This window comes from Burkholderia sp. AU19243, assembly GCF_018148075.1.
Classification (GTDB): Bacteria; Pseudomonadota; Gammaproteobacteria; order Burkholderiales; family Burkholderiaceae; genus Burkholderia; species Burkholderia latens_A.
In genome coordinates, this window is the sequence record NZ_JAGSTV010000006.1 from 99,326 (window position 1) to 112,426 (window position 13,101).

The 13,101-nt window shown below is 66.8% G+C and carries 12 protein-coding genes; 6 read left to right on the forward strand and 6 right to left on the reverse strand.

All coding sequences use genetic code 11. The features are described from left to right. Nucleotide 1: 1 nt before the first annotated feature. The 5 genes from KDW55_RS13585 to KDW55_RS13605 all read right to left on the reverse strand — a co-directional run bounded on the left by KDW55_RS13585 (nt 2) and on the right by KDW55_RS13605 (nt 4,906). A complete protein-coding gene (locus tag KDW55_RS13585; RefSeq protein WP_040140805.1) occupies nt 2-640 on the reverse strand; it encodes an aldolase in 639 nt (212 codons plus the stop codon). After that, nucleotides 640-1,938 (reverse strand): 3-oxo-tetronate kinase, encoded by a 1,299-nt coding sequence (gene otnK / locus KDW55_RS13590; RefSeq protein WP_212160406.1) that lies wholly within the window; start codon nt 1,936-1,938, stop codon nt 640-642. Before otnK ends, KDW55_RS13585 begins: the two co-directional genes overlap by 1 nt. A 19-nt stretch (nt 1,939-1,957) precedes the next feature. Then, nucleotides 1,958-3,007: an L-threonate dehydrogenase gene (ltnD, locus tag KDW55_RS13595; protein WP_257785764.1), complete on the reverse strand. Its 1,050-nt coding sequence runs from the start codon at nt 3,005-3,007 to the stop codon at nt 1,958-1,960. Then, the gene (locus KDW55_RS13600) at nt 2,910-3,614 is read right to left on the reverse strand and encodes an FCD domain-containing protein (RefSeq protein WP_069243312.1); all 705 of its coding nucleotides are present in this window, start codon (nt 3,612-3,614) and stop codon (nt 2,910-2,912) included. The genes ltnD and KDW55_RS13600 overlap by 98 nt, the downstream gene beginning before the upstream one ends. Nucleotides 3,615-3,832: 218 nt before the next feature. Next, nucleotides 3,833-4,906 (reverse strand): GlxA family transcriptional regulator, encoded by a 1,074-nt coding sequence (locus KDW55_RS13605; protein ID WP_059544540.1) that lies wholly within the window; start codon nt 4,904-4,906, stop codon nt 3,833-3,835. A 245-nt stretch (nt 4,907-5,151) separates the two neighbouring features. On the opposite strand from KDW55_RS13605, the gene KDW55_RS13610 reads away from it, so the two are divergent. The 6 genes from KDW55_RS13610 to KDW55_RS13635 are packed head-to-tail and all read left to right on the forward strand — an operon-like array spanning nt 5,152 to nt 12,193. Then, entirely contained in the window at nt 5,152-6,537 is a 1,386-nt protein-coding gene (locus tag KDW55_RS13610; RefSeq protein WP_040138649.1) for an L-serine ammonia-lyase, read from the forward strand. Between the two features lie 15 nt (nt 6,538-6,552). Then, complete coding sequence (locus KDW55_RS13615) at nt 6,553-7,797, forward strand: sarcosine oxidase subunit beta family protein (protein ID WP_034204196.1); 1,245 nt, start codon at nt 6,553-6,555, stop codon at nt 7,795-7,797. A gap of 26 nt (nt 7,798-7,823) precedes the next feature. Further along, nucleotides 7,824-8,135: a sarcosine oxidase subunit delta gene (locus KDW55_RS13620; protein WP_040138648.1), complete on the forward strand. Its 312-nt coding sequence runs from the start codon at nt 7,824-7,826 to the stop codon at nt 8,133-8,135. Next, nucleotides 8,132-11,143 carry a sarcosine oxidase subunit alpha family protein gene (locus KDW55_RS13625; RefSeq protein WP_040138647.1) on the forward strand — a complete coding sequence of 1,004 codons (3,012 nt, stop codon included), beginning with the start codon at nt 8,132-8,134 and terminating at the stop codon, nt 11,141-11,143. The genes KDW55_RS13620 and KDW55_RS13625 overlap by 4 nt, the downstream gene beginning before the upstream one ends. Next, on the forward strand, nt 11,133-11,762 hold the full coding sequence (locus tag KDW55_RS13630; RefSeq protein ID WP_212160404.1) for a sarcosine oxidase subunit gamma: 630 nt from the start codon (nt 11,133-11,135) through the stop codon (nt 11,760-11,762). The genes KDW55_RS13625 and KDW55_RS13630 overlap by 11 nt, the downstream gene beginning before the upstream one ends. Continuing rightward, the gene (locus KDW55_RS13635) at nt 11,759-12,193 is read left to right on the forward strand and encodes a dihydroneopterin aldolase (RefSeq protein WP_212160403.1); all 435 of its coding nucleotides are present in this window, start codon (nt 11,759-11,761) and stop codon (nt 12,191-12,193) included. The genes KDW55_RS13630 and KDW55_RS13635 overlap by 4 nt, the downstream gene beginning before the upstream one ends. Before the next feature lie 212 nt (nt 12,194-12,405). Here the strand turns inward: KDW55_RS13635 and KDW55_RS13640 are convergent, their stop codons facing one another. Beyond that, nucleotides 12,406-13,065 carry a lytic transglycosylase domain-containing protein gene (locus KDW55_RS13640; protein WP_209821942.1) on the reverse strand — a complete coding sequence of 220 codons (660 nt, stop codon included), beginning with the start codon at nt 13,063-13,065 and terminating at the stop codon, nt 12,406-12,408. Nucleotides 13,066-13,101: the final 36 nt, after the last annotated feature.

Below are 13,101 nucleotides of genomic sequence, written 5' to 3' on the forward strand. Positions count from 1 at the left end.
GCTACCAGCGCGCGCCGAAGGTTTCGCGAAGTTCGTCGAGCGCAGTGCCGGAAAGCGGTTCCGGTTTCGGGTTCGACATCAGCCACAGCTTCGCCGTTTCCTCGAGTTCCTCGAGCGCGTACGACGCATGCGATACCGACGGTCCCCACATCACCGGGCCGAGGCGCTCGAGCAGCACGCCGCGCACCTGGTCGGCGAGCGCCGCGACTTCGGCCGCGACGGCCGGATCGCCGGGGCGGCGATAGCGGATCAGCGGAACGTGGCCGACTTTCATCACGTAGTACGGCGTGATCGGCGGCAGCACGTCGGTGTCGCGCCACACGCCCGCGAGTGTCAGCGCGACGAGATGCGTCGAATGCGTGTGGACGACGCCGTTGGCTTGCGTGTTGCGTGCGTAGATCCCGCGATGCAGCGCGAGCGTCTTCGACGGCTTGCCGCCCGAGACGGGCTGGCCATCGAGGCCGACCTTCGCGATGTCGGTCGGATCGAGGCGGCCGAGGCAGGCGTCGGTCGGCGTGATCAGCCAGCCGTCGGCAACCCGCGCGCTGATGTTGCCGGCGCTGCCGACCGCATGCCCGCGCGCATACAGGCTCGCGCCGACGACGCAGATTTCTTCGCGCAGTTTCGCTTCGTTGCTCATCATGCGGCTCCGTCGAACGCGCGCAGCGCCTTGTCGAAAAAGTCCACGGCGCCGAAGTTGCCGGATTTCAGTGCGAGGCCGAGCGGCTGCGCGCCGATGGTGGCGGTGGCCGGCACACCCGGATCGATCTGTGCGCCGATCTGCAGCGATTTCACGTCGAGCGCCTGCACGACCGCGCCGGACGTCTCGCCGCCCGCGACGACGAACTTGCGCACGCCAAGCTCGCGCAGCCCGCGCGCGATCGCCGCGAGTGTGGTTTCGACAAGGTGGCCGGCCGCTTCGACGCCGAGTGCGTGCTGAACGGCCCTCACTTCGTCGGGCGTCGCGGTCGCATAGATCAGCACGGGCTGCGGCAGATGCGAACGCGCGAAGGCGAGCGCTTCGCCGACGACGGGTTCGCCGCGCGCTGCGGCAAGCGGATCGATCCGGAAGCTCGGGCGGCTTTCGCGCCAGGCGGCAACCTGGGCATTCGTCGCCTTCGACGCGCTGCCGGCGAGCACTGCCGACAGCCCGTCGATGCGGGGCAGCGATGCCGCGTTGTCGCGCTGCGGCAGCAGCCCCGCGCGGCGGAAATTCTCCGGCAGGCCGAGTGCGATACCCGAGCCGCCGGTGACGAGCGGCAGGTTCGCGCACGCTTCGCCGAGCACGTGAAGATCGTGGTCCGACAGCGCATCGGCAATCGCGAAGCGCACGCCATCCGCGCGCAGCGCGTCGATGCGCGCACGCACGGCCGCTGCACCCTGCGCGATCGTGTCGTAGCGGATCAGGCCCACCGGCGACTTCGTCTGTTGCTGCAGCACGCGCACGAGGTTCGCGTCCTTCATCGGCGTGAGCGGATGATGCTCCATTCCCGATTCGTTCAGCAGCACGTCGCCGACGAACAGGTGGCCGCGAAAGATCGTGCGGCCGTTCTCGGGGAACGCCGGACACGCGATCGTGAAGGCGTCGCCGGCCGCATCGAGCAGCGCGTCGCCAACCGGCCCGATGTTGCCGGCATCGGTCGAGTCGAACGTCGAGCAGTACTTGAAGAAGAACTGCCGGCAGCCTTGCGCGCGCAGCCATGCGTACGCGGCGAGCGATTGCGCGACGGCGTCGGCCGCGGGAATCGTACGCGACTTCAGCGCGACGACGATCGCGTCGGCGTCGATCGGCGTGTCGATCGCGGCGCCGTCGGCGGGCACGCCGATCGTCTGCACGGTGCGCATGCCGCTTTTGACGAGCATGTTCGCGAGATCGGTCGCACCGGTGAAATCGTCGGCGATGCAGCCGAGCAAGGGACGGAAAGCGGAAGCGGTCATGGCAGGTACGTCGTTCGAATCAGCGGGCGGGCGGCAGCGTGATGCCGGGGAAAGTCTTGATCACGGCGGAATCGTCCTCGCCGCCGTGGCCGGCGCTCGACGCATTCATGAACATCTGGTGCGCGGTAGCCGACAGCGGCAGCGGGAACTTGCTGCGGCGCGCGGTATCGAGCACGAGGCCGAGATCCTTCACGAAGATGTCGACGGCGGACAGCGGCGTGTAGTCGCCGTTCAGGATGTGCGGCACGCGGTTCTCGAACATCCACGAATTTCCCGCGCTGTGCGTGATCACGTCGTACAGCGCGTCCGCATCGACGCCTTCGCGCAACCCGAGCGCCATCGCCTCGGCCGCCGCCGCGATATGCACGCCGGCCAGCAACTGGTTGATGATCTTCACCTTCGAGCCGATGCCGTGCGCGTCGCCGAGACGGTAGACCTTGCCGGCGATCGCGGCGAGCACGTCGTCGCACGCCGCGTACGCGGCGGCAGGGCCCGACGTCATCATCGTCATTTCGCCCGACGCCGCGCGCGCGGCGCCGCCGGACACCGGCGCATCGAGCATCTGCAAGCCCGCGGCTTCGATGCGCGCACCGAGCGCGACCGCGAAATCGGGCGCGACGGTCGCGCTCGCGATCACGACGCCGCCGGGCTTCATCGCAGCGACCGCGCCGTGTTCACCGAACAGCACCGTGTCGGTCTGCGCGGCATTGACGACGAGCGTGACGACGACGTCGCACCGCGCGCCGAGTTCGGCCGGCGTCGCGCACGCGACGCCGCCTTCTGCCGCGAATGCCTGCAATACGGTGTCGCGCACGTCGCACGCGTGTACGCGGAACCCCGCGCGCAGCAGCGAGCGGGCGACGCCGAGGCCCATCGCGCCGAGGCCGATGACTCCAACATTTCGTGACATGGTCAACCTTGATCGATTCGATAGAGATTCGGGACAACGGCGACGCGCGCGCCGCCGGGCTTCAACAGATGCCGGCTTCCGCGAGACGGCGGGCGGCGTTGTACATGTGCGTGCGCGCCGCGTTGCGCGCCGCCATCGGGTCGCGCGCGCGGATCGCATCCGCGATCGCCGCGTGTTCGTCGCGCACCTGCCGCGAGAAATCCTCGCGCGTTGCTTCGTTGCGACGCGTGACCTTCACGCCGGCCTCGAGGTACTGGTTCAGGAACTGCAGCGTCTTGAGGAAATACGGATTACCGGTGACGCCCGCGATCGTGCGGTGAAACGCGACGTCTTCGGCGACGCCGTCGCGCCCTTCGGCCACCGCGTCGTCGATTTTGCGCAGCGCGTCGTCGATGTCGGCCATGTCGTCGGCGGTGTGGTGCAGCGCGGCTTCGGCCGCGACTTCAGCCTCGATCGCGCGGCGCACCGCGAGCAGGTGCGGCAGCGAACTCGCCTCGACGGCTTCCGCGTAATCGATCCGCAGCGGCCGGATCGCGCCGTGCTGGTTCACGAACACGCCGCTGCCCTGGCGCGGCTCGACCACGCCCTCGTTCTTCAGCCGCGAGATCGCTTCGCGAATCACGGTGCGGCTCACGCCGAATTCCTGCGCGAGCACGGCTTCCGTCGGCAGCTTGCCAGTGGCCGAGAAACTGCCGGCTTCGATCTGCTTGAGCAGTTGCTGCGCGACGTGGTCGCTCATCGCACGGGCGGGAATTTTCTCGAACATGGCGCAATGGTTTGTAAGGTGATGTGGTCATCATACAAATTTGTGCGCGCGTGTCAGTATCGGGAATAACCCTCGGTCAGCGACGCTCAACGTCGGCCAATTTGACTGGAACCGGTTTCAATCGGTGCTGATTTGCGGCGATCCTGATGGGTGTGGTCCGCGGGGACAAGTGAGATGAGGCGAATGCGCGCGGCAGCGTCTGCGGCGGCGCGCAATCGTCAGTCGGCGATGTCTTCAACGGGATCGGCGTCGGTCGCGGCCGGCACGCCGGCGTCCGCGACGTCCGCGCCGCGCTCCCGGTACGTCGCGGGCGGCACGCCGAATTGCTTGCGGAATTCGCGGCCGAGGTGCGACGCATCGGCGAACCCGCAGCTCGACGCGATATCGGCGACGGTGCGGTCGGAGCTCGTCAGCAGCCACGCGGCCGTGCGCAGCCGGACCTGCTTCGCGAATGCCTGCGGGCTCTTGCCGGTCTCGGCCTTGAACAGCCGCTCGAGCTGGCGCGTCGACATGTCGAGCTTGCACGCGAGTTCCTCGAGCGGCAGCGCGCGCCCGACATGCTGTTCCATCAGAAGAATCGCGCGCTTGACCTTCGGGTGCGTGGCCGGCTCCAGGCCCGGCGGATGCGGCTGCGGCGCGTTGCCTTTCTGCATCTCGCCGACGAGCAAGATCCGCAGTGCCTTCTGCACGGTCGCGTGGTCGAAATGGCGCAGCAGGATCGCGGCGGCGACGTCGATCGAGGCGCGCCCGCCCGAGCAGGTGATCCGGCGTCGGTCGATCACGAACAGACGGTCGGCGATCAGCATGTCGGGGGCGGCGTTCGGGAAGCGTTCGATGAAGTCCCAGTAGTGGAACCAGCTTACGCACGTGCGGTAGCCGTCGAGCACGTTTGCACGCATCAGCGTAAACACGCCCGTGCAGATCCCGACGATCGTCGCGCCGCCGCCCGCCGCGCGGCGGATGAACTCGAGCGTTTCGGGGCCGGCTTGCGGGCCCGAATGCAACAACCCGCCGACCACGACCACGTAATCGAACGGTTCCGCGCTGTCGAAGGTTTCCCACGGCGTGATCTGGATCCCGCAGCTCGCGCGCACCGGCGCCAGCGTTTCGCCGATCACGCTCCATGCGCAGCGCACCGGCTTGCTGTAATCGCCGTCGTCGGCGGACAGGCGCAGCATGTCGACGAAGCCCGAGAACGCCGTGAGCGTGAAGTTCGGCAGCAGCACGATTCCGAAGCGGATGCGCTGCGGCGGCGGTTCGGCGATCGGGGAAGCGGGTACGTCGGGTGTCATTGCGGTCAATCTCGTCACGCCCGGAAGGCGGGTCTCACTCGGTTCATTCACTCTGCGGGCACTGCTCGCGGCCGACTTGTGGTTTTTCGTCGTCAATCATCGCCAAAACGCACTTTCCGACCATCCGTCGCGGCGCTTGGCGGCGGTATCCCACGCCGATGCCGTTTTTGTTCTATCGGCCAATTTTACGCTTTGATGTACTGACGCCAACGACATTTCACGTACGCCCACCCAGAGGAAGCCAGATGAACGTCAGCGCGTTCGACCTGTTCAAGATCGGCATCGGCCCGTCCAGCTCGCATACGGTCGGCCCGATGATCGCCGCCTGCCGTTTCGCGTCGCACATCGAAGACGCGAACCTGCTTGGCTTCGTGCGCCGCGTGCGGGTCGAACTATACGGCTCGCTCGGTGCGACGGGCAAGGGCCACGGCACCGACAAGGCGGTGTTGCTCGGTCTCGAGGGCCATCTGCCGGACACTATCGATCCCGACCTGATCGAGCCGCGGCTCGCCGCGATCCGCGCGGAGAAGTCGCTGTCGCTGCTCGGCAAGCAGACGATCCGCTTCGACGAGAAGGAGAACATCGGCTTCTACCGCAAGCTGATGAGCGGCACGAGCATCGTGCATCCGAACGGGATGCGCTTCCAGGCGTTCGACGAGCACGGCCAGCTGCTCGTGGAGAAGGAGTATTACTCGGTAGGCGGCGGCTTCGTCGTAAACCGCGACGGCGATCGCGTGAACGGCGTGCGTGCGGCCGCCGAGGTCCCGTATCCGTTCCGCACCGGCGACGACCTGATGCGCCAGTGCCGCGAACACGGGCTGTCGATCGCCGAAGTGATGCTGCGCAACGAATGTGCGCTGCGCTCCGAAGACGAGGTGCGCGCCGGGCTGCTCGCGATCTGGCGCACGATGGCCGCCTGCGTCGAGCGCGGCTGCAAGGTCGAAGGCGACCTGCCGGGCCCGATGCGCGTGAAGCGCCGTGCGGCGGAACTGAACGGGCGCCTGCGTGCGCGCTCCGAGGAGTCGCTGCGCGATCCGCTGTCGATGCTCGACTGGGTCAACCTGTATGCGATGGCCGTCAACGAAGAAAACGCGGCGGGCGGCCGTGTCGTCACCGCGCCGACGAATGGCGCGGCCGGCGTGATTCCCGCGGTGCTGCACTACTACGTGAAATTCGTGCCGGGCTCGAACGAAGCCGGCATCGTCGAGTTCCTGCTGACGGCCGCCGCAATCGGGATCATCTACAAGGAAACCGCGTCGATTTCCGGCGCGGAAGTCGGTTGCCAGGGCGAAGTCGGCGTCGCGTGCTCGATGGCCGCGGCCGCACTCGCCGCGGTGATGGGCGGTACGCCGGACCAGGTCGAAAACGCGGCGGAGATCGGCATGGAACACAACCTCGGGATGACTTGCGACCCGGTCGGCGGGCTCGTGCAGATTCCGTGCATCGAACGCAACGCGATGGGCGCGATCAAGGCGCTGAACGCGTCGCGCATGGCGCTCAAGGGCAACGGCCAGCATTACGTGTCGCTCGATTCGGTCATCAAGACGATGCGCGAGACGGGTGCCGACATGAAGACGAAATACAAGGAAACGTCGCGCGGCGGCCTCGCCGTGAACGTCATCGAATGCTAACGAAGGATCACTAACATGAGCCGCTACTCGATATTCAGCCTGTTCCGCAACGGCCTCTCGTATCACGAGAACTGGGAAAAGCAGTGGAAGAGCCCGGAACCGAAGAAGGAATACGACGTCGTGATCGTCGGCGGCGGCGGCCACGGCCTCGCGACTGCCTACTATCTCGCGAAGGAACACGGGATCACGAACGTCGCGATCCTCGAGAAGGGCTGGATCGGCGGCGGGAACACCGCGCGCAACACGACGATCGTGCGCTCCAACTACTTGTGGGACGAATCGGCCGCGCTGTACGAGAAGGCGATGAAGCTGTGGGAAGGGCTGTCGCAGGATCTCAACTACAACGTGATGTTCAGCCAGCGCGGCGTGATGAACCTCGCGCACACGCTGCAGGACGTGCGTGACACCGAGCGGCGCGTGAACGCGAACCGGCTGAACGGCGTCGACGCCGAATTCCTGACGCCCGCGCAGATCAAGGAAATCGAACCGACGATCAATCTGAACAGCCGCTACCCGGTGCTCGGCGCATCGATCCAGCGCCGTGCCGGCGTCGCGCGTCACGACGCGGTGGCCTGGGGCTTCGCGCGCGGCGCCGACCGCGCCGGTGTCGACATCATCCAGAACTGCCAGGTGACGGGCATTCGCCGCGAAGGCGGCGCGGTGGTCGGCGTCGATACGGTGAAGGGCTTCATCAAGGCGAAGAAGGTCGCGGTGGTGGCCGCCGGCAACACGACGACGCTCGCCGACATGGCCGGCATCCGCCTGCCGATCGAGAGCCACCCGCTGCAGGCGCTGGTGTCTGAGCCGATCAAGCCGGTCGTGAACTCGGTGATCATGTCGAACGCGGTGCACGCGTACATCAGCCAGTCAGACAAGGGCGACCTCGTGATCGGCGCGGGTATCGACCAGTACACGGGCTTCGGCCAGCGCGGCAGCTTCCACATCATCGAAAGCACGCTGCAGGCGATCATCGAGATGTTCCCGGTGTTCTCGCGCGTGCGGATGAACCGCCAGTGGGGCGGCATCGTCGACGTGTCGCCGGATGCATGCCCGATCATCACCAAGACCGACGTTAAGGGCCTGTATTTCAACTGCGGCTGGGGTACCGGCGGCTTCAAGGCGACGCCCGGCTCGGGTTGGGTGTTCGCGCACACGATCGCCCGCGACGAACCGCATCCGCTGAACGCACCGTTCGCGCTCGACCGCTTCTACACGGGCCACCTGATCGACGAGCACGGCGCAGCCGCCGTCGCGCACTAACCCCCCGCACTGAAGGAGAAAGAAACATGTTGCTGATCGAATGTCCGTGGTGCGGGCCGCGCGCCGAATCCGAGTTCACGTGCGGCGGTGAAGCCGACATCGTGCGCCCGGTCGCAAACGAGACCATGACCGACCGCGAATGGGGCGAATACGTGTTCATGCGCGAGAACAAGCGCGGTGTTCACCGCGAGCAGTGGCTGCACACGCAAGGCTGCCGCCGCTGGTTCAAGGTGACGCGCGATACGGTCACTTACGATATCAAGGGCTACGAAAAGTTCGGCGGAGCTGCCAATGGCGCGGCTGCCGGCAACGCACACGAAGAGGGCACCAGCAAATGAGCCAGAAAGACCGCCTCGGCACCGGTGGCCGCATCAACCGCGCGATTCCGTTGACGTTCACGTTCAACGGCCGCACGTATCAGGGCTTCCAGGGCGACACGCTCGCGTCCGCGCTGCTCGCAAACGGCGTGCACTTCGTCGCACGCAGCTTCAAGTACCACCGTCCGCGCGGGATCGTGACGGCCGACGTCGCGGAACCGAATGCCGTCGTGCAGCTCGAGACCGGCCCGTACACGGTGCCGAACGCGCGCGCGACCGAGATCGAGCTGTACCAGGGCCTCGTCGCGACGAGCGTGAACGCGGAGCCGTCGCTCGAGAACGACAAGTACGCGATCAACCAGAAGCTGTCGCGCTTCATGCCGGCCGGCTTCTACTACAAGACGTTCATGTGGCCGCGCAACATGTGGCCGAAGTATGAAGAGAAGATCCGCGAGGCCGCCGGCCTCGGCAAGGCGCCGGAGGTGCTCGACGCCGACCGTTACGACAAGTGCTACGCGCACTGCGACGTGCTCGTGGTGGGCGGCGGTCCGTCGGGTCTCGCGGCCGCGCATGCGGCAGCGATCGCCGGCGCGCGCGTGATCCTCGTCGACGACCAGCGCGAGCTGGGCGGCAGCCTGCTGTCGTGCCGTGCGGAAATCGACGCGAAGCCCGCGCTGCAGTGGGTCGAGAAGATCGAGGCCGAACTGCGCAAGTTGCCGGACGTGACGATCCTGTCGCGCAGCACCGCATTCGGCTACCAGGACCACAACCTCGTGACGATCACGCAGCGCCTGACCGATCACCAGCCGGTGTCGATGCGCAAGGGCACGCGCGAGCTGCTGTGGAAAGTCCGCGCGAAACGCGTGATCCTCGCGACCGGTGCGCACGAGCGTCCGATCGTGTTCGGCAACAACGACCTGCCGGGCGTGATGCTGGCGGGCGCGGTGTCCACCTACATTCATCGCTACGGCGTGCTGCCGGGCCGCAACGCGGTCGTGTTCACGAACAACGACCGCGCGTATCAGACGGCGCTCGACCTGAAGGCATGCGGTGCGAAAGTGACGGTCGTCGATTCGCGCGCGTCGTCGAACGGCGCGCTGCCCGCCGCCGCGAAGCGGCAGGGCGTGACGGTGATGAGCGGTGCGGTCGTGACGGCCGCTTCGGGCAAGTGGCGCGTATCGTCGGTCGACGTCGCGTCCTACTCGAACGGCCAGACGGGCGGCAAGCTGCAGTCGCTGGCGTGCGACCTCGTCGCGATGTCGGGCGGCTTCAGCCCGGTGCTGCACCTGTTCGCGCAGTCCGGCGGCAAGGCGTGCTGGAACGACGAAAAGGCGTGCTTCCTGCCGGGCAAGCCCGTGCAGGCCGAGGCGAGCGTCGGCGCGGCCGCGGGCGAGTTCGGTCTCGCCCGTGCGCTGCGGCTCGCGGTCGACGCGGGCGCCGAAGCGGCGAACGCGGCAGGCTTCACGGCCGCGCAGCGTCCGGTCGCACCGCAGGTTGCGGAGACGGTCGAAGGCGCACTGCAGCCATTGTGGCTGGTCGGCAGTCGCGAGGCCGCCGCACGCGGTCCGAAGCAGTTCGTTGACTTCCAGAACGATGTGGCCGCGGCCGACATCCTGCTGGCCGCACGCGAAGGCTTCGAATCGGTCGAGCACGTGAAGCGCTACACCGCGATGGGCTTCGGCACCGACCAGGGCAAGCTCGGCAACATCAACGGGATGGCGATCCTCGCGCAGGCGCTCGGCAAGACGATTCCGGAAACGGGTACGACGACGTTCCGCCCGAACTACACGCCCGTGTCGTTCGGCACGTTCGCCGGCCGCGAGACGGGCGACTTCCTCGATCCGATCCGCAAGACATGCGTGCACGAGTGGCACGTCGAGCACGGCGCGATGTTCGAGGACGTCGGCAACTGGAAACGGCCGTGGTATTTCCCGAAGAACGGCGAGGATCTGCATGCGGCCGTGAAGCGCGAATGCCTCGCGGTGCGCAACAGCGTCGGCATACTCGATGCGTCGACGCTCGGCAAGATCGACATCCAGGGCCCCGACGCAGTGAAGCTGCTGAACTGGATGTACACGAACCCGTGGAACAAGCTCGAAGTCGGCAAGTGCCGCTACGGGCTGATGCTCGACGAGAACGGGATGGTGTTCGACGACGGCGTGACGGTGCGCCTCGCCGACCAGCATTTCATGATGACGACGACGACCGGCGGCGCGGCGCGCGTGCTCACGTGGCTCGAACGCTGGCTGCAGACCGAATGGCCGGACATGAAGGTGCGGCTCGCGTCCGTCACCGATCACTGGGCGACGTTCGCGGTGGTTGGCCCGAAGAGCCGCAAGGTCGTGCAGAAGGTGTGCCAGGACATCGACTTCGGCAACGACGCATTCCCGTTCATGAGCTACCGGAACGGCACCGTCGCCGGCGTGAAGGCGCGCGTGATGCGGATCAGCTTCTCGGGCGAACTCGCGTATGAAGTGAACGTGCCGGCCAACGCGGGCCGCGCGGTGTGGGAAGCATTGATGGCGGCCGGGGCCGAGTTCGACATCACGCCGTACGGCACGGAAACGATGCACGTGCTGCGTGCTGAGAAGGGCTACATCATCGTCGGTCAGGATACGGACGGCTCGATCACGCCGTACGACCTCGGGATGGGCGGGCTCGTCGCGAAGTCGAAGGACTTCCTCGGCAAGCGGTCGCTGTCGCGCTCGGATACCGCGAAGGAGGGCCGCAAGCAGTTCGTCGGCCTGCTGACCGAAGACGAACAGTTCGTGTTGCCGGAAGGCGCGCAGATCATCGCGAAGGACACGCAGGTGTCGGCGGTCGATCCGACGCCGATGATCGGCCACGTGACGTCGAGTTATTACAGCCCGATCCTGAAGCGCTCGATCGCGCTCGCGGTGGTGAAGGGCGGTCTGAACAAGATGGGCGAGAGCGTCGTGATTCCGCTGGCCAACGGCAAGCGCATCACCGCGAAGATTTCGAGCCCGGTTTTCTACGATACCGAAGGGGTGCGCCAGCATGTGGAATGAAACGAGAACCCAGACGCCGGTGGCGGGCGCGGGCGTGACGCTTGAATCGCCGTTCGTCGGCGCGGCCGATGTGCTGAAGCCGCATCACGCACGCGCATCGAAGAAGTTCACGCTGCGTGAACGGGCGTTCCTCGATCTCGTCAACGTGCGCGGCGAGCTGAGCGACCCGGCATTCGTCAGCGCGTTCGAGCGCGTGGTCGGCTGCCTGCCGCCGTCGGTGCCGAACACCGTCGCGCGCGGCGCCGAGTACGACGTGCTGTGGCTCGGCCCCGACGAGTGGCTCGTGCGCTCGAACGGCCCGGTGCAGGCCGGCGTGCTCGAGGCTCGCCTTGCCGAGGCGGTGCAGGGCTCGTATGCGGCGGCGGTCGACGTCGGCAGCGGCTACACGGTCGTCGAGGTCACCGGCGAGCGCGTGCGCGACGTAATCGCGCGCGGCTGCCCGCTCGATCTGCATCCGCGCGTGTTCAAGCAGGGCCAGTGCGCGCAGTCGCATTATTTCAAGTCGCCGATCACGCTGATCGCGACCGGCGACGATACGTTCGAGATCGTGGTGCGCCGCAGCTTCGCCGACTATTTCGTGCGCATCATGCTCGACGCCGCGGCGCCGCTCGTATCATGAAGCCGTTCGACGAACCGTTCGTGGCGATCGACACGCCGCGCCTGCGCGGGGCTGGCTGGAGCGTGTTCGTCGACGAATTGAAGGTGCCCGCGCGGATCGGGATCCACGCACACGAGCACGAGGCGCCGCAACCGGTCGTGATCGATGCGCGGCTCGGGTATCGGTGCGAGCCGAGCGAGCAGGGCGAGTGGATCGACTATGACGGGTACTGCGCACGCGTTGCATCATTCTTGTCGCACAAGCCGCACACGCGGTTGCTCGAAACGCTCGTCTCGGATGTCGCGGTAATGTCCTTCCGCGAGTGGCCCGCGCTGGAGTCGCTGACGCTGTCGATGTACAAGCCGAAGATCCGGCCGGGGACGAAGCGGGTCGGCGTGTCGCTCGACTGGACGCGCGGGGATTACCTGCGGTGGACGGAGGCGGCGGGGTAGTCGCGATTCGAAGGAGCCGCGGCAGGCCCCCGTGCTCCGCTGGGCGTCGTTACGGCTGCTGATTCGATGGACACCCTCTGGCCGTGTGGCGTGAACCTTCGTGAGGCGCGAACGCACATCGGCACAGGCCGGCGGTACTCGCGCTTCGTGTTGCCATGATGGACGATGCTGGCCTGCAGAGGCGGCGCGCCGCGAACGCGCGTGCGCGTTGCTTACTTCACGTTGCGGCCTGCGGCCGGCATCGCGCCGGACGGATCGCTGACCGGCACCATGCGCGCCTTCCCGTCGCTTGCCGCGTTCGCGCCGTCTTCCGGTTCGAGCACGAACCGGAACGCGTCCACGCGCTGCATCACCTTCGCCGCATACGCATTGGATCCGCCATAGCTCTTCAGCCCGGCCTGCACGTTGCCGCCGGCCGCCTTCACGTAGCCCGACAGGATCCGCGAGCCGGCTTCGACGTTCGCATTCGGTTCGGTCAGGTCCTTCACGTCTCGCAGCATGCCGCGGTGCGCCGACGGCACGACCTGCATCAGACCAGTCGCGCCGTGCTGGCCGCGCGCCTTTTCCTGGAAGCGCGATTCGATCGAGATAATCGCGTAAACGAGTGCCGGAGGCAGCGAATATTTCGTCGCGGTTACGCTCACGATATCGGCGAGCTTCGCGGCCTTTTCCTTCGCGACACCGAATTTCTTCGTGAGGTACGACGTGATGCGGCGGTTTTCTTCGTTCGGCTGATCGTTCGCAAGCGGCGCGGACGCCGCGGATGCGGCCGCTTCGGGCGCGGACGCAGTCAGCGCGGGCGCCTGCTGCGCCGACGCCTGTTGCGCAATGCCGAGCGAAAGCACGATCAGCCAGAAAAACCGTCGTCGCATGGTCGTGTACGGGGAAATGGAAGGCGCATAGTATAT